Below are 15,261 nucleotides of genomic sequence, written 5' to 3' on the forward strand. Positions count from 1 at the left end.
GTCACTCCCGCCCGAGTATCGCGGCGGCAGCCTCCACGCCCTCGCGGGTCCCGATGACGATGAGCGTGTCACCGCCGGCGAGCCGGAAGTCCGGCGTGGGGGAGGGGATCGCCTCGGCCCGGCGCAGCACCGCCACGATGGACGCGCCGGTGTCGGTGCGGATCCGGGACTCGCCCAGCAGCCGGCCGTTCCAGTGCGAGGTGCCGGACAGTTCGATCCGTTCGGCGACGAGCCCCAGGTCGGTCGTGGACAGCAGGTTCGGCGTGTGGTGCGCGGGCATCAGCGCGTCGATGAGCGCCGCCGCCTCCTCCGCCGTCAGACGCACCGACAGGTCGCAGGCGTCCGGGTCGTCCTCGCGGTAGGCGCTGATCGTCCGGTGGCCGTCGCGGTGGGCGACCACGGACAGCCGGCGGCTGTCCCGGGTGGTCAGGTCGTAGCGGACACCTATGCCCGGCAACGGCGTACTGCTGAGGCGTGGCGCGCTCATGTCCGTCCCCCTTCCGTCGGCGTGCGCGTTTCCGATGACTCCGCCTGTGGGGGGCCGCGCCCGGACGAGCGTCCAGATCCCGGCCTGTGAGGTCATCCTAGGCGGCTGTGCGGGACCGCACCCGTCCTGCGTGTGCTACCTGGAGGGCGCCGGGACGGGAGATCCGGACGGGAAGGGAGTGGCAGTGGGCTGCCTCGCGGTCGCTCCCTCCACCTGCCGCACGGTCCCCGTCCCGGGCCGGGTGCCCGCGCCGGCGGACAACTGGGACCAGGCGCCCAGCGCCAGAGCCACGGCGGCGGCGGTGGCGACGACCCGTCCCACACGCCGGACCTTCGCACGGCGGTCCAGGTCACCCCAGGCCACGCGGACCCACAGGTCCTCCGGCTGCCACAGGTCACCGACGGCGTACGGGGGTTGGAGCCGCCGTCCGGCCGCCCGCTCCCGCGCGGAAGGCTCCCTGGGGGCGGAGGCGCGTATGGCGTGCTCGCTGTCCGTGAGGAACTTCTGCCACACGTCGTCCGGGATCGGGGGAGTGCCGTCCGCCTCGTCGGGCGTTCCCCGTCCGCCGCCCGGTCCTTCGCTGGTCACGTCCCGTCATCTCCTCTCCGACCATCGGCCCGCAGCACTGCGCAACGCAAGATCAGTATGCCGTCCGGTGCGGGAGCACGCCCCTTCGCGAGGGCCGGTGAAGGGACTCCGAGACCGACTTGGTACCCCCGAGCGCGGGGTGGAGCCGCCGTCGACCGGGAGCGGCGGAGTCGCCGTGGGAACGCGCCGAGGGGGCGGAGGCGCCTCGCTGCCTCCGCCCCACCCCGGTCAGACGACGGCGGGTGCCTCCGGCAGGACGTGGTCGCCGACCTTGTCGGTGCTCAGGCAGAGCGAGCAGACGACCGCGTCGTGCGTCAGGCAGGCGGCCACGTCCGGCCGCTCGAACGACTGCCGGCATACGTGGCATTCGTAGGTGACGGCGCTGGGGTTGCCGTCCTCGTCGAGCGGCGGCTCGGCGATGCCGTCGTCGGTGCGGCGCAGGTAGTACCTGCCCTTGGTGACCACGGCCATCAGCGGGGTGACGACGAACGCGATGACGGCGGCGGCGACGGGCGAGTACGGCTGGAGCGTGTCGCCCAGCCCGTGGAAGTACATGGCGATGGACAGAGCGGAGGCCGCGACGAAGGACACGACCCCGACCGGGTTGACGGCGTAGAGCATGCCGCGGCGGAACTCGGGGGCGTGCGGGGACAGCTTCAGCACGTACTTGTTGATGCCGATGTCGGTGGCCACGGTGACCACCCAGGCGATCGCGCAGTTCGAGTAGAAGCCCAGGATGCTGTTGAGGAAGCTGAACATGTCGGCCTCCATCAGGGCGAGCGCGAAGCCGAGGTTGACGAGGACGAAGACCAGCCGGCCCGGGTAGCGCCGCGTGACGCGGGTGAAGGAGTTGGTCCAGGCGAGGGAGCCGGAGTACGCGTTCGTCACGTTGATCTTGATCTGGCTGATCACGACGAGGGCCACGGCCAGCGGAAGGACGAGCCAGGACGGCATCATCGCGTCGAAGGCGTGCTTGAACTGCTGGATCGGCTCGGGCGCGGCGGTGGGACCGACCTCGGCGATGATGTAGACCGCGAGGAACACGCCGATCGCCTGCTTCAGCGCGCCCAGCACCACCCAGCCCGGGCCCGCCATCACCACGGCCGTCCACCAACTGCGCTTGTTCGCCTCGGTCTTGGGCGGCATGAAGCGCAGGTAGTCGATCTGCTCGCCGATCTGCGCGATCAGCGACAGACACACGCCCGCGCCCAGCAGCACGGAGGCGGTGTTGACGCCGCCGTCCCCGTCGGTGCCCGCGTAGGCGAGGAACCGGTCGACGGTCCCCGGGTCGGTGGCGACGAGGTAGACCAGCGGGCCGACCATGAGCAGCAGCCAGATCGGGGTGGTCCACACCTGGAGCTTGCTCAGCGCCGTCATGCCGTAGATGACCAGCGGGATCACCATGAGTGTGGACACCAAGTAGCCCAGCCACAGCGGCAGTCCGAGGCCCAGCTTCAGGCCCTGGGCCATGATCGAGCCCTCGAGGGCGAAGAAGATGAAGGTGAAGCTCGCGAAGATGACGCTGGTGAGGACCGAGCCGAAGTAGCCGAAGCCCGAGCCGCGTGTGATCAGGTCCAGGTCGATGTTGTAGCGGGCCCCGTAGTAGGCCAGCGGGAAGCCGGTCACGAAGATGACGACGGCGGCGACGGCGATCGCGAGCAGCGCGTTGCCCGTCCCGTGGGCCAGACCGATGCCGGCGCCGATGGAGAAGTCGGCCATGTAGGCGATGCCGCCGAGCGCGGTCGTCGCCACCACCATCGGGGTCCAGCGCCGGTAACTGCGCGGCGCGAAGCGGAGCGTGTAGTCCTCGAGGGTCTCCTTGACGGCCTGGTCGGCGCCCGGTGCTGCCTTCTGCGCGGGCTCCGGCTCGGTGACCTCGGCCAGTCGTGGCTCGGTACTCATGCCACGCCTCCTTGCTGCGGGTTGGGGACTGACAAGGCAGGCACGGTAGGCAGCGGTCGTTACCCCTAAATACTTCCTGCGTGAAGGGAATGTTTCGGTGGCACGCGCGAGGGGCGAAGGGCTGTTCTACGGCACTCCGAGCTCGAACAGCACATACCCCGCGTACGACCCGGAGGCCAGCGCTGCGGTGCCCAGGACGGTGGCGAGGGACGGCCAGTGGAGCCGGCGCATGGCCAGGGCGAGCGGGATGAACAGCGGGAAGAGCGGGAGCAGATAGCGCGAGACGTTGCCGAAGTACTGCTGGGTGGCCATCACCATGAGGTACGAGAGAACCGTGTAGACGACGAGCACGGCGGGCGGTCTCAGACGCAGCAGCAGCACGGTCAGCACCGGTACCGTCAGCACCACGCAGACCCCGATGACGTCCAGGAAGGGCATCGCGTAGAGGTAGTCGAAGTGCCCGACCGGGAGGGACGTCAGCACGTTGAACGAGTGGACTCCCCAGTCGAACTTGTGGGCCCAGGCGCCGTCCTGGAGCTTGGAGTAGCCGTTGATGTCGCCCAGGCGGTAGTTGACCCACGCCAGGTAGCCGAAGAGACCCAGCGGCGCGATCGCCACGGCGCCCAGCGGACGCAGGACCCCGTCCGCACGCCGGCGCAGGGACAGCAGCGCGGCGACTCCGAGGGCGGCGACCAGCGCGGCGGCGGTGGGCCGGCACAGCCCGGCCGCGCAGGTCAGCAGCCCGGCGGTGAGCCAGCGGCGGGACATGACGGCGTGACAGGCCCATGCGGCGAGGGCCGTGTAGAGGGATTCCGAGTAGCCAGACCACTCCGTGCCCGAACCGGGCCAGACCGCCCACAGCCCGGCCGCGACCAGCCCGGCCCGGTGACCGCCCAGCCGTCGCGTCACGGCGTGGATGCCGAGGGCGGCGACGAACGACGCGACGACCGAGACCGTCATGCCGGCGCCGTACAGGCCCAGTCCGGTGCACTCCGAGACCAGCCGCATCAGCGTCGGGTACAGCGGGAAGAACGCCGCCGAGTTGCCCTCCAGGGTGATCAGGCCCGTGGCCCCCGGCACCGGTTTCAGGGCCGGGTCGTATCCGTGCTGGGCGATCTGCTGGTACCACCAGCCGTCCCAGCTGGCCAGGACGTCCCAGGGGTGTGCGCCGCCGCCGAAACGCGGGTTCTTCTTCCGGAAGTCGCCCGCGGAGTCCAGCAGGTACATGAAGACGGCGAACCCGGCCAGCTTCAGCACGCCGTACGTCAGCAGCACGGGTCCGTAACGCACGGCGGCCTCGCGCAGCCGTCGGCGGAACTCCCGGGCGCCGCTCGGGACTTCGGGGGTGTCGTCGAGGCCGGACGGCGGTCGACGCAGCTCGACGGTGCTCATGAGGATCCTGTCGTACGGCGAGTGGGGCGGGCGTCGTGGCCGGGGAACACCCAGGCCCGCAAGAGGAGGAAGCGCAGCAGCGTCGCGGCCAGGTTGGCGGCGACGAGCGTCATGAGTTCGACCCGGTGGCCGGCCCCGGGGGCGGCATGGTGGAGGGCGGCCAGCGAACCGCTGGTGAGCGACAGCCCGACCAGGAAGGCCGCGAGTCCCTTGAGGTGGTGGCGCAGCGCGCCGACGCGGCCCCGCACCCCGAAGGTGAGCCGCCGATTGGCGGCGGTGTTGGCGACCGCACTGGCCAGCAGGGCCAGCGCGTTGGCGGCCTGCGCCCCCACCGCCGGCCGGAACGCGGTGTAGAGCAGCAGGTAGCACAGGGTGCTGGCGACTCCGACGGCGGCGAAGCGCACCACCTGCCGGGCCAGGCCCGCCGGCAAGTCGCCGTCGAGGTCGCCGCCGCTGCGGCGCAACGCGAACAGCGGCAGCCGCCCGCAGGCCAGGGCCCGCCCGAGCCTGGCCATGCCGCGCAGGTCGGCCAGGGCCGTGGACAGGATGCGCACCCGGCTGTCCGGGTCGTCCACCCAGTCCACCGGCACCTCGTGGATCCGCAGCCCCGCGCGCTCGGCGATGACCAGCAACTCGGTGTCGAAGAACCACTCGCGGTCCTCCACCAGCGGCAGCAGCCGCTCGGCGACGTCCCGCCGCACCGCCTTGAACCCGCACTGCGCGTCGGAGAAGCCCACGGCCAGCGTGCCGCGCAGCAGACCGTTGTAGCAGCGGGAGATGATCTCCCGCTTCGGCCCGCGCACCACCCGCGAACCGCGTGCCAGCCGGGTGCCGATGGCGATGTCCGAGTGACCGGAGATCAGCGGCGCGACCAGCGGCAGCAGCGCCGCGAGATCCGTGGACAGGTCCACGTCGAGATACGCCAGCACCGGGGCGCCCGAGCGCGACCAGGCAGCGTGCAGCGCACGGCCGCGCCCCTTCTCGGCCAGCCGGATCCAGTCCGTGCCGGGCAGCTCCGCGGCCAGCCGCGCCGCGATGTACGGGGTCCGGTCGGTGCTGGCGTTGTCGGCGATGGTGATCCGGAAGGAGTAGGGGAAGGTCTCGGCGAGGTGCGCGTGCAGGCGCCGGACGCAGGGCTCCAGGTCGTTCTCCTCGTTGAACACGGGGACGACGACGTCGAGGACGGGGTCCGGGTGACGCGCGGACAGGGGTGCCCGGCGCGGCAGCGCGGACAGCTCGGTTGGCGGGCGGTCGAGCAGGGCCGGCCGCCGTACGGTTCTCATGGCTGTTTCACGGTCTCTTTCTGGCGCCGGACGTTCGCGAGCGCCGGTTCCGGGCATGCCGAAGGCGCCCGTGGCGGTGGTGCGGTGGCGGTGGTGCGGGACGGTGTTCGAGCGGTGACGGGTCCGGGGCGCTGACACCGCCGACGGGAACGGCCGCTCAGGCGGCTACTCGGTGGCCGATGCGGAAGGCTCCTGTGTCTCCTCCAGGGCGGACGGCGGAGCCGTCGTGGGCGTCGGGGAAGGGGGCGGCGTGGGAGGCGCCGAGGTGGTCCGGCTCCCGGAGACCGTGGCCGTCGGGGTGGGGCTGGTCGTCGGGCTCGGGCTGCCGGGTGGCGTGCTGCCGCCGGGCGTGGTCGCGGGCGCGGACGACTCCGGTTCGGTCGGGGTCGTACTGGGGTCTGGGGAGTCCGATGTGGGCTCGCTGTCGAGCGAGGGCGCCCGGCTCGTCGCGGGCTGTGGCCGGTGATCGGCGGGCTGGGCCCTGGTGAGCATGCTCGGCAGCAGGGCGAGCCCCACGCTGAGCCCGGCCACCGCCACGGCGGAGCCGCCCGCCTTCCACAGCAGCCTCGACCGGCGGCGGGAGCGGATGCCGGCTTGCAGCCGCCGTCGGTGTTCGGGCTCGTAGGGGGTGTGCTGCTGGGTGTCGCGCAGCAGCCGCGACAGGTCCCGCTCGAAGTCGTCCATCGCTTCTCCCTTCACCCCACGGGCCTGACGGCGTCGGACAGGATCTGGCGGAGCCGGGCGACTCCGCGTGAGGCGTGGGACCGTGCCGTGCCCACCGGGCAACCCAGCGCCTGGGCGACCTGGGCCTCGGGCAGGTCCTCGTAGTACCGCAGCACCACCGCGGCCCGCTGCTTGGCGGACAGCAGGGCCAACGCGGCCTCCAGCCGCGAGCGTTCCGCCACGGTGGACGACACATCACCCGGCTCGGCCAGCTCCGGCAGCTGCTCCACCGGGCGTTCGCCCCACCAGCGCCGTTTCGCCGAGCGCGCCGCCAACCGCACCAGCACCGTGCGGACGTACGCCTCCGGCGCCTGCTCGGCCACCTTCGGCCAGGCGAACCACAGTTTCACCAGTGATTCCTGCACCAGGTCCTCGGCCCGCTGCCGGTCGCCGCCCGTCAGCAGCCGCGCGACATGGAGCAGCGCCGACCAACGGGCGGCCACGAACTCGTCGAAGCCGTCCGCCCGAACCTGCTCCATCCCCACCGTCCCGCGTCTCAGTGACCCCCTGCACCACTGGAAAGACGCTGGACCCCACGTCACGCTGCACTTGCCTGCTGTGATCCACCTCACCCTGAGCGGTGGGCGCGCGAAAGGGCCCGTGCGCAGGCACGGGCCCTTCTGTCAGCGCTGTCCGGCGGCGACGCTACGTGCGGTCGCCCTTCGGCTTGCCCCGCTGGTCGGGCGTGCCGTGCGGCGGCGGGCTGAACGGCTGCGGGGACGTGGCCGGCGACACCGGGGAGCCCCCGTGTCCCTCGCCCGTCTCGGGACGCAGCGCGCCCGGATCACCGGCCGTCGGCTCCGCGCCCTCGCGCAGCTGCTCCAGGCGGGACCCCAGCAGCTCGGTCACCGGCAGCCGGTCGGCGTGCGACCGCTCGTACGCCAGCAGTTCCTCCACCTCGTCCGCGGACAGCGACCGCACACGGCTCTCCAGGCCGCCGATCGGCAGGTGGTCGTAGTCCGGCAGCGGCAGCGTGTTACGGGCGGGATCAGCCATGGTTCTCACTTCCCTGTGTACGACGTGTACGACGTGGGGTGCGGAGCGGAGTGCGGGGAGCGGGGATCAGCGGCCGCCCGGGCCGCCGCTGCCGAACGAGCCGCTGCTGCCCTCGTTCCAGCGGGGACGCTCCTGGGTCGCGCTCCTGCGGTCGCTCTGGTTGCCGTGCGTCTTCAGCTCGTGCGGAGTCAGACGGTCCTGGCCGCGGGGCACCTCGTCGGGCTCCCTGCGCTCCATCGTCTCCCGGACGGGGCCACCGTCGGGCAGCCTGGGCTGCTCGTCGGGCCGCGGCGGGCGCCGGCGCTTGTACCGGAGGCCCAGGATGAAGGCGCCCAGCAGCAGGGCCACGACCACAAGACCCGTCACGACGAACCCGAAGCCGGGGGCGTCCCCGCCCGCGGCCATCTCCATCCATGCGGTATTCATGGCTCGCGAGTACCCCTGGTCCTCACCATGAACCTGCTCACCCCGACCGTGCGGCCCGGGTCTTCGACCGGTTCTCCTTGCGGACGGCGTCCAGCAGCTCCGCCTTCGACATCCGCGACCGCCCCTCGACACCGAGCCGCTTCGCGAGGGCGTACAGGTGCTCCTTCGAGGCACGCTCGTCGACACCCTCGCCGCTGCGGCCGCCCTGCTGCCGGGGCCGGGCCGAGCGCGGGTCCGACGGGCCCTTGCGGCCGCCCTCCTTGCGCTCCCAGTGGTCGCCGACCTTCTCGTGGGTGTGCTTCAGCGCCCCGAAGGCCACGCGGTGCGCGCGCTCGCCCTCTCCGTACTGCTCCACGGCCGAGTCGTGCGCCTTGATCCAGGTGCGTTGCGCTTCCTTGGCGGACCGCTCCAGGGTCGACGGAAGTTCCTCTCGTCCGGGCATGTGACTCACCTCCGTGCGTCGTCGTTCCCGGCCTGCCGGGTGCCCGGCGGCCGGGACCGGAAAACCGTACGGAACCCTTGGCGGCACCGGGTTTGACCGGCATCGGCGGGGCTACCCGCGCGGTGTGACGACATCCCAGCAGGAGCTCTTCCGGTTCCTGGAGGACCGCTTCGCCTGTGCCCAGGCGTGCACCGAGTGCGCCCGGGCGTGTGCGCTGCGCGCGAGCCTCGTGGATCCCGACGGCACCGAGAACCAGGAACTCGTACGACGCAAGGGCATCATGTGCGCGGAGGTCTGCGACGCGACCTGCCGTGTGCTGTCCGAGCAGAACCAGGTGGACGAGACCACCATCCGCGTCCAGGTGGAGTGGTGCCGGACCGTGTGCCTGGAAGCAGCGCACGTCTTCGACCGGCAGCCGGGGGCGGAGGACTCGGCGGCGGCTTGCCGTGCGTGCGCGCGGGCGTGCACCGACTTCCTCGCCACGCTGAACTGAGGAGGCTTTTCGCGGGCTGGGCCGGGATGTTCCCGGTCCCTCGCCATTCCCAATTTCTGTAACGCGTTCTACCGTGTGCGCCGACAGGACCGGCCTTGGGAGCCTGGAGGCGCCGTGCACCTCGAATACACGCCCGAGCAGCAGCGGCTGCGCACCGAACTGCGCGCCTACTTCGCCGAACTGGTCCCGGACCACGCGTATGCCCGGCACGGCGACCCGGCCGCCCAGAAGCGGTTCTACCGCGAGACCATCCGGCGGCTCGGCGCGGACGGCTGGCTCGGCGTGGGCTGGCCCGAGGAGTACGGCGGGCGCGGCCTGACCGCGATGGAGCAGTTCATCTTCTTCGACGAGGCCGCCCAGGCCGGCGTCCCGCTGCCGCTCATGGCGCTGAACACCGTCGGTCCGACGATCATGCGGTACGGCACCGAGGAGCAGAAGGCCTCCTTCCTGCCGCGGATCCTCTCCGGCGAGATCGACTTCGCCATCGGCTACAGCGAGCCCGGCGCGGGCACCGACCTCGCGTCCCTGCGGACCCGCGCGGTGAGAGAGGGCGACGACTACGTCGTCAACGGTCAGAAGATCTGGACGACCAACGGCGACACGGCGGACTGGGTGTGGCTCGCGGTGCGTACGGATCCGGACGCCCCGCCGCACAAGGGCATCACCATGCTCCTGGTGCCGACCACCGACCCCGGCTACTCCTGCACCCTCATCAACACCCTCGCCTCGCACGACACCACGGCCAGCTACTACGAGAACGTCCGCGTTCCCGTCTCCCACCGGGTGGGCGCCGAGAACGAGGGCTGGCGGCTGATCACCAACCAGCTCAACCACGAACGCGTGACCCTGGCCGCCCACGGCACCATGGCGATCCGCGCCCTGCACGACGTGCAGCGCTGGGCGATGGAGACCAAGCTCGCCGACGGCCGCCGCGTCGCCGACCTGCCCTGGGTACGCCGCCTGCTGGCCCGGACCCACGCCCGGCTGGACGCGCTGAAGCTGCTCAACTGGCGGATGGTCGGTGCCGTCCAGGACGGCACCCTCACCCCGCAGGACGCCTCCGCCGTCAAGGTCTACGGCTCCGAGGCCCGCCGCGACGCCTACGCCTGGCTCATGGAGATCGTCGCCGCCCCCGGCGCGCTGAAGGAGGGCTCGGCGGGCGCGGTGCTCCACGGCGAGCTGGAACGCGGCTACCGCTCGGCGGTCATCTTCACCTTCGGCGGCGGCAACAACGAGATCCAGCGGGAGATCATCTCGTGGATCGGGCTGGGGATGCCGCGGGTGCGACGCTGACGGCCTGTGGCGAGGCCTTCCTCTGCCGCGCTCCTTCCTGACGATGGGGCATCGCGGGTGTTCGGCCCGTGTGACGTCGCTCCAGACGATGATCGTGCTAGCCCTGGCACGAAGGGAAGCGTCGAGCGCTATGGCGATGGCTGGGGCATCTGCTGGAGCGCGCCATGGCACCGGCGCCGTGATCGCCGGTTCCGACTGCGCCGGCCCCCTGAGCGGCTGCCCAAAGCTGACCGGACCATGGAGTGTATGAGTTTGCAAGCATCCATCTCGGGGAGGCGATGCTCTTGCGGGCCCGAGGTGTATGCTGCCGCATATGTTTACGGGGAAGGGCAGCGCAGGACGTGATCTGGACAGTGCACGGCTGAGGGCGTGGGAGGTGGTCCGGGACGCCAGCGCCCAGGTCGTGCGTAGTCTGTCCCGTGATCTCGAAGAGACCGCTGGGATCCCGCTGGAGTGGTACTCCGTGATCACCAGGCTGACAGAGGCCGGCGGCACCCTTCCCCAGAACGAACTGCTGCGACGCTCGCGGTTCAGTCAGAGCGGCGTCAGCAGGCTGGCCAAGAGGATGGAGGAGGAAGGGCTGGTCGAGCGCCGACCTTCGGAGCGCGATCGAAGGAACTTGGACGTCGTACTGACCGAGCATGGACAGGACGTCTACTTCAGGGTGTTGTCGGTTCACCACTCCTCCGTCCAGAAGCACTTCGGCATGCGTCTCACCGACGAGGAGGCTGCCGCGTTGACCACCCTGATGCGTAAGGTGCTCGACGAGCCGGGAGCCGAGGAAGCCGAGGAGACGGCCACCGGAAACCTCGAGCAGTTCCTGCCGTTCGGGGAAACCGTGCTCGCGGTGACGTCCGAATCGACGTCCCTGCGCGACACCGCGGCCACCCTGGAGGTCCTCGAACTTCCCCTGCTTCTCGACGCGGCCCGGCACGCGAGGCCGTCCGTCCTGAACGACCTCCGCGCACGCGTCCTGAGCATGTCGCGACTGATCGACGAGCCGGAGGAGTTCTTCCGAGCCGGCTGGGAACTGCATCGGCAGATCGCGTCCTGCTGCCAGAACGACGTCCTGCGGACGCTCTACCTCAACCTGCTCGACGCGATCGCATCGCACTTGAAACGCGTCGTGCCGACGCACAACCTCCGGCAGTACCTCTACGAGCGTCTCGCCGTCCACGCCCGCATCGTCGACGCGGTGGCGAGCGGAGAACCCGAACTGATCGAAGCGGCAGCGCGAGCCCATGACTACACCCCCTCTCGGCTGTACGAGGCGATGGCGTACGCCGACGACCGAGTCGCGCTCGACTCCTAGCGAGCGCGTAGCCCAAGGTCACTGATCTCCGAGAAGTTCCTCGTCACCGAGTTCAAGTATCAGAGTGACGCGCGTCGAGTCATCAAGGGCGCGCGTGACGTGCCCCTTCCCCGTGGTGTCCTCCACGAGAATGATCTGTCCGGGCAGTACGGCGCGACGCTCTCCCGTGCTGACTTCCAACTCCACTCCGCCGGAGAGTGGCACGATCAGTTGGCGTCGCGGTGCGTTGTGCGGTGTCGTGGGCGGAGCCTCCTCCTCCACGCGCCGCCAGATCACATTGCGCACCGGTATCCTCTCCGACCACCAGGCGACAGACGTCGACACATCGGAACGCCGGTGACCCCCCGGCATCCGGATGTCCTCGAAATGGCTCTCACCTGCGGCGTCGCTGTACACGCGGAGAATCACCGGCTGGAGAGCTCCGTCCCTGACGCCATCCTCCGTCCCCCAGCCGACACCGTCACGCTGTGCACCAAGGGGCTCAGCACCGCTTCGAGTGTTGTCCGGGCTTCCTTCTTCCACGTTTCGCTCTCCTCAACGATTGTTTCGCCGTTCGGCGCCTGTCCGTCCCCTCGCCGACAGCCGTCTCAGGTGCGTGCAGCCACCTGCCCCGCGCTAAGAACGTCGATGCGTGGGTGCTCGACGGCGTGCTCCAGTACGCGACGGAGCCCCGCCATCCGCTCTGCATCAACCCCGGTCACGAACGGATGGACGATCAGCGTGACCAACCCGCCGCGTTCCGCGGCAGCTTCGAGCAGGTCCAGCCAGTCTTCGGCCACTTGGCCGGGCTTCTGGGCGCCGTCCGGCCGCATCTCGTACTGCCAGAAGTCGATCATGTCCCAGGTCCACGGAACGCCCACGAGTCCGCCCGGCAGCAGCATGATCTCGGGAGTGGTGCCCGGCATGCCGGTGCCGGCGTCGATGCTGCTGTCGATCCGGTACCCGAGCTCGCTCAGCACTTCGAGCGTGCGGCCGCCGCGGTAACCGCCGGGTGCGCGGAACGCCACGGGAGTGAAGCCCGCACGTCGCAGCGCTGCCGTGCCGTCCCACAGCAGCTGTTCACGGGCCCGGTCGTCAAGGTCATCCGCCCAGCGTTCGTGCACCCAACCATGCAGTCCGATCTCATGTCCCGCCGAGGCGATCCGCTCGATCACATCGGGGTGATGCAACGCGTTCCACCCTTCGACGAAGAAGGTCGCCCGCAGGCGTAGCTCCGCAAACAGCTTGAGGAAGGCCGGCACGCCGCGGCGGAGTCCGGGCTCGTCTGCGTCCGGGCGAGCCGCACAACCTCGACCGACAGCGAGTGCCATGCCGAGATTGTCGACGGTCAGGCAGAGCGTGCCCCGTCGGGTAGAGACGGCTGACATGCAGGTCCTCCTTGCCCTCTTGCTGGCGATCGGGTGCCGGAAGCCCGTTTCAGGGAGATCACTGCCACACGTCCGGCAGGTGTCCGGTCAGTGACCGCGCATGACGCCTCGGTGGCGTGCGAACGATAGCACTAGTGCATGCAAGGTGGTAGCTATCGCGACTATTGTATGCGGCCGCATGCATTGGTAGCTTCCTCACGGCGGCTCTCCATGGGGCCTCCCCGGCCGCCGTCTCGTGCGCGACGACGCCAGCCTCCCCCAGGCGCATCAGGCCACCCCTGAGTTGCCCGGGCGGGACCACTTCTGCTTACTGCGCAGTCCCAGTGCAGGAAAGCCACGCGCCGACGAAACCGTAAGAGCATTGCAAGGAGTCATCAATGACGGATGCAGGAACGCGTATTCCCGGATACATATCCCTCGACAAAGTCGGTAATGGAGCTCCCTATGTGCTCAGGGCCGGAGAGGGTGAGCACATCGCTGTCCGCAGCAGCCTCCGCACGCTGCTCACCCGCCAGGAAGACACCGAAGGCCACATGGGCCTGACGTACTGCGAAGGCGACACGGCACCGCCCACGCCTCCCCATTACCACCACGACACGACCGAGGGTGTCTACGTCCTGAGTGGCGTTCTCCGCGTCTGGCAGGACGACAGGAAAGGCAACCGCATAGTCACCGATCTCCACCCAGGTGACTTCGGGTTGCTGCCGACTGGCTGGGCCCACTCGTGGGCGTTCGCCGCCCCCAAGACCCGCTTCATCGCGTTCTACGCACCTGGTGGCTTCGAGGGAACCCTCCACTATCTCGATCCTCATGGGGCCCCCACCGCTGAACAGTTGGGTGAAACAGAGAAGCGCTTCGACGTGGTCTGGATGCCCGACTACCCCCTCATCCAGGAATCCGAAAAGACCGGCTGACAACTGGAAACGGCCGGGTAAGGGCGCTGAATTGCCAAGTCTTCAGCCCCACGGAACCACGAAATCTTCAGCAGGCCCATGGTGCCCCGTCGGGGCAACCGTGCAGCACTTCCCTCTTGACCCGGGCATCGGGTCGCCCTCTTCACGAAAGCGGAACAAGCCATGTCCCTGTCGCACGCCAATGACGACGCGCGCACAAAAGCGCGGGAAGCTCGTCGAGTTGTCCTGGCAACGTTCATCGGTACCACGCTCGAGTGGTACGACTTCTTCGTCTACGCGCTCTGCGCAGTCCTGGTGTTCGGTCCGCTGTACTTCCCCACCGGGGACCCGGTGGTGGGGCAACTCGGGGCCATGGCGACGTTCACGGTGGGATTCGTGGCACGGCCGCTCGGAGGCGTCATCGCCGGTCACTTCGGTGACCGCATCGGCCGGAAGCGGATGCTCGTCGTAACGCTTGTGATCATGGGCATCTCGACCGTCTGTGTCGGGCTGGTTCCGACCTACGCCCAGATAGGGGTGTGGGCACCTGCTCTGCTCGTGGCCCTGCGCATCGTCCAGGGCCTCGCCATGGGCGGCGAGTGGGGCGGTGCCGTGTCGATGGCCATCGAACACGCGCCGCCGAACCGGAGAGCTCTGTACGCCTCCGCGCCGGCCGTCGGGCCCGCGTTCGCGCTGGTGCTGTCCAACCTCGTCCTGATCGGACTGGAGGCTGCCACCGGGGACGCCTTCACCGTCTGGGGCTGGCGGATCGCCTTCGTCAGCAGCGTGGTCCTCATCGTGATCGGTCTGGTGGCCCGTCGGAAGCTGAGCGAAAGCCCTCTGTTCGAGGCGTCGGTCGCCCAGGAACCGGAGGCGGTGCCCGTGCTGGAGGTGTTGCGCTCACACGGCGGCACGCTGCTCAAGACCCTGATCGTCGCCGGTGTACCGGGTATCTCCACCTACATCGTCCAGACGTACTCGCTGACTTACGGCACGAGTGCCGTCGGATACAGCCGCTCCTCGCTGCTGTGGATCGCCATGACGTGCGGTGTCGTCGCCATCCCTGCCGTGGTCTACTTCGCCCGCCTCGCCGACCGCTTCGGTCTCCGGCCGGTGCTCGTGGCAGGGGCCGTCATGCAGGGGCTCACGGCGCTGCTCCTGTTCCCGCTGTTCGACTCCGGCAACCTCATGCTCGCCACCCTCGGGGGTGTGCTGGTGGTCACCTCCAGCTGCCTCTCCTTCAGCTGCATACCGGCGCTGCTGACGGAGAACTTCCCGCCGAAGATCCGGTACACGGGCATCTCGCTCGCATACCAGCTCGGTTCCATCGTGGGCGGTGGTCTGGCACCCATCATCGCCACGGCCATCTTCACCGAGAGCGGGAAGTCGTGGCTCATCGGGACGTACATGGCGGCGGCGAACGTCGTGGCTCTGGGCTGCCTGATGCTGCTGCGCAAGAGGCCGGCATGGCAGGTGAAGGCAGAGGAGAAGACCGCAAGTGCGGCGCCCGCCCAGGGCGACGGCCGCGACCTCGTGGGTGACGTACCTGCCGCCGGTGCCTGATCCTGACCAGCGCCGACACTGACCGCGCACGGCGGCGGCTGACGGATGAACTGGCGCCCGTCAGCCGCAGCGGCAGCGGCAGCGCGGAGAGCCTGCCGACG

At 69.9% G+C, this 15,261-nt stretch carries 17 protein-coding genes; 5 read left to right on the top strand and 12 right to left on the bottom strand.

Annotated elements, in window-relative coordinates:
• Position 1: 1 nt before the first annotated feature.
• The 10 genes from ABZ192_RS25930 to ABZ192_RS25975 form a co-directional block, all read right to left on the bottom strand.
• Positions 2-487, bottom strand: coding sequence for a TrkA C-terminal domain-containing protein (locus ABZ192_RS25930; protein WP_356926854.1), 486 nt, complete (start codon positions 485-487; stop codon positions 2-4).
• Positions 488-622: 135 nt separating this feature from the next.
• The gene (locus ABZ192_RS25935; RefSeq protein ID WP_356926855.1) at positions 623-1,075 is read right to left on the bottom strand and encodes a hypothetical protein; all 453 of its coding nucleotides are present in this window, start codon (positions 1,073-1,075) and stop codon (positions 623-625) included.
• Positions 1,076-1,303: 228 nt separating this feature from the next.
• Positions 1,304-2,977 (bottom strand): allantoin permease, encoded by a 1,674-nt coding sequence (locus ABZ192_RS25940; protein ID WP_356926856.1) that lies wholly within the window; start codon positions 2,975-2,977, stop codon positions 1,304-1,306.
• 126 nt (positions 2,978-3,103) lie between these two features.
• On the bottom strand, positions 3,104-4,369 hold the full coding sequence (locus tag ABZ192_RS25945; protein ID WP_356926857.1) for a hypothetical protein: 1,266 nt from the start codon (positions 4,367-4,369) through the stop codon (positions 3,104-3,106).
• Positions 4,366-5,652: a bifunctional glycosyltransferase family 2/GtrA family protein gene (locus tag ABZ192_RS25950; RefSeq protein WP_356926858.1), complete on the bottom strand. Its 1,287-nt coding sequence runs from the start codon at positions 5,650-5,652 to the stop codon at positions 4,366-4,368. Before ABZ192_RS25950 ends, ABZ192_RS25945 begins: the two co-directional genes overlap by 4 nt.
• Positions 5,653-5,817: 165 nt before the next feature.
• Complete coding sequence (locus tag ABZ192_RS25955; RefSeq protein WP_356926859.1) at positions 5,818-6,336, bottom strand: cellulase; 519 nt, start codon at positions 6,334-6,336, stop codon at positions 5,818-5,820.
• Positions 6,337-6,347: 11 nt separating this feature from the next.
• Positions 6,348-6,854: a SigE family RNA polymerase sigma factor gene (locus tag ABZ192_RS25960; RefSeq protein ID WP_356926860.1), complete on the bottom strand. Its 507-nt coding sequence runs from the start codon at positions 6,852-6,854 to the stop codon at positions 6,348-6,350.
• A 166-nt stretch (positions 6,855-7,020) separates the two neighbouring features.
• Positions 7,021-7,371, bottom strand: coding sequence for a hypothetical protein (locus ABZ192_RS25965; protein ID WP_356926861.1), 351 nt, complete (start codon positions 7,369-7,371; stop codon positions 7,021-7,023).
• Between the two features lie 66 nt (positions 7,372-7,437).
• Positions 7,438-7,797, bottom strand: coding sequence for a DUF6479 family protein (locus ABZ192_RS25970; RefSeq protein ID WP_356926862.1), 360 nt, complete (start codon positions 7,795-7,797; stop codon positions 7,438-7,440).
• A gap of 37 nt (positions 7,798-7,834) precedes the next feature.
• A complete protein-coding gene (locus tag ABZ192_RS25975; protein WP_356926863.1) occupies positions 7,835-8,239 on the bottom strand; it encodes a ChaB family protein in 405 nt (134 codons plus the stop codon).
• A 124-nt stretch (positions 8,240-8,363) separates the two neighbouring features.
• Here ABZ192_RS25975 and ABZ192_RS25980 point away from each other — a divergent pair, with 124 nt between their 5' ends.
• The 3 genes from ABZ192_RS25980 to ABZ192_RS25990 all read left to right on the top strand — a co-directional run bounded on the left by ABZ192_RS25980 (position 8,364) and on the right by ABZ192_RS25990 (position 11,337).
• A complete protein-coding gene (locus ABZ192_RS25980; protein WP_356926864.1) occupies positions 8,364-8,732 on the top strand; it encodes a ferredoxin in 369 nt (122 codons plus the stop codon).
• A gap of 114 nt (positions 8,733-8,846) precedes the next feature.
• Positions 8,847-10,025 (top strand): acyl-CoA dehydrogenase family protein, encoded by a 1,179-nt coding sequence (locus tag ABZ192_RS25985; protein ID WP_356926865.1) that lies wholly within the window; start codon positions 8,847-8,849, stop codon positions 10,023-10,025.
• A gap of 313 nt (positions 10,026-10,338) precedes the next feature.
• The gene (locus tag ABZ192_RS25990) at positions 10,339-11,337 is read left to right on the top strand and encodes an FCD domain-containing protein (protein ID WP_356926866.1); all 999 of its coding nucleotides are present in this window, start codon (positions 10,339-10,341) and stop codon (positions 11,335-11,337) included.
• Positions 11,338-11,355: 18 nt separating this feature from the next.
• Here the strand turns inward: ABZ192_RS25990 and ABZ192_RS25995 are convergent, their stop codons facing one another.
• Both ABZ192_RS25995 and ABZ192_RS26000 read right to left on the bottom strand, forming a co-directional pair.
• Entirely contained in the window at positions 11,356-11,859 is a 504-nt protein-coding gene (locus ABZ192_RS25995; protein WP_356926867.1) for a hypothetical protein, read from the bottom strand.
• A 65-nt stretch (positions 11,860-11,924) separates the two neighbouring features.
• The gene (locus tag ABZ192_RS26000; protein ID WP_356926868.1) at positions 11,925-12,704 is read right to left on the bottom strand and encodes a polysaccharide deacetylase family protein; all 780 of its coding nucleotides are present in this window, start codon (positions 12,702-12,704) and stop codon (positions 11,925-11,927) included.
• Positions 12,705-13,081: 377 nt separating this feature from the next.
• On the opposite strand from ABZ192_RS26000, the gene ABZ192_RS26005 reads away from it, so the two are divergent.
• Positions 13,082-13,618, top strand: a complete 537-nt coding sequence (locus ABZ192_RS26005) for a quercetin 2,3-dioxygenase (RefSeq protein WP_356926869.1) — start codon at positions 13,082-13,084, stop codon at positions 13,616-13,618.
• A gap of 162 nt (positions 13,619-13,780) precedes the next feature.
• The gene (locus ABZ192_RS26010) at positions 13,781-15,160 is read left to right on the top strand and encodes an MFS transporter (protein ID WP_356926870.1); all 1,380 of its coding nucleotides are present in this window, start codon (positions 13,781-13,783) and stop codon (positions 15,158-15,160) included.
• Positions 15,161-15,261: the final 101 nt, after the last annotated feature.

The sequence above is a fragment of the Streptomyces sp. NPDC006235 genome (assembly GCF_040613735.1).
In the GTDB taxonomy this organism is placed as follows: Bacteria; Actinomycetota; Actinomycetes; order Streptomycetales; family Streptomycetaceae; genus Streptomyces.

Excerpts from the sequence above, each read along its gene's own strand:
- ABZ192_RS25930 (WP_356926854.1), bottom strand. The coding sequence starts at position 487 with ATGAGCGCGCCACGCCTCAGCAGTACGCCGTTGCCGGGCATAGGTGTC.
- ABZ192_RS25940 (WP_356926856.1), bottom strand. The coding sequence starts at position 2,977 with ATGAGTACCGAGCCACGACTGGCCGAGGTCACCGAGCCGGAGCCCGCG.
- ABZ192_RS25945 (WP_356926857.1), bottom strand. The coding sequence starts at position 4,369 with ATGAGCACCGTCGAGCTGCGTCGACCGCCGTCCGGCCTCGACGACACC.
- ABZ192_RS25950 (WP_356926858.1), bottom strand. The coding sequence starts at position 5,652 with ATGAGAACCGTACGGCGGCCGGCCCTGCTCGACCGCCCGCCAACCGAG.
- ABZ192_RS25955 (WP_356926859.1), bottom strand. The coding sequence starts at position 6,336 with ATGGACGACTTCGAGCGGGACCTGTCGCGGCTGCTGCGCGACACCCAG.
- ABZ192_RS25960 (WP_356926860.1), bottom strand. The coding sequence starts at position 6,854 with ATGGAGCAGGTTCGGGCGGACGGCTTCGACGAGTTCGTGGCCGCCCGT.
- ABZ192_RS25965 (WP_356926861.1), bottom strand. The coding sequence starts at position 7,371 with ATGGCTGATCCCGCCCGTAACACGCTGCCGCTGCCGGACTACGACCAC.
- ABZ192_RS25970 (WP_356926862.1), bottom strand. The coding sequence starts at position 7,797 with ATGAATACCGCATGGATGGAGATGGCCGCGGGCGGGGACGCCCCCGGC.
- ABZ192_RS25975 (WP_356926863.1), bottom strand. The coding sequence starts at position 8,239 with ATGCCCGGACGAGAGGAACTTCCGTCGACCCTGGAGCGGTCCGCCAAG.
- ABZ192_RS25990 (WP_356926866.1), top strand. The coding sequence starts at position 10,339 with ATGTTTACGGGGAAGGGCAGCGCAGGACGTGATCTGGACAGTGCACGG.
- ABZ192_RS26000 (WP_356926868.1), bottom strand. The coding sequence starts at position 12,704 with ATGTCAGCCGTCTCTACCCGACGGGGCACGCTCTGCCTGACCGTCGAC.
- ABZ192_RS26005 (WP_356926869.1), top strand. The coding sequence starts at position 13,082 with ATGACGGATGCAGGAACGCGTATTCCCGGATACATATCCCTCGACAAA.
- ABZ192_RS26010 (WP_356926870.1), top strand. The coding sequence starts at position 13,781 with ATGTCCCTGTCGCACGCCAATGACGACGCGCGCACAAAAGCGCGGGAA.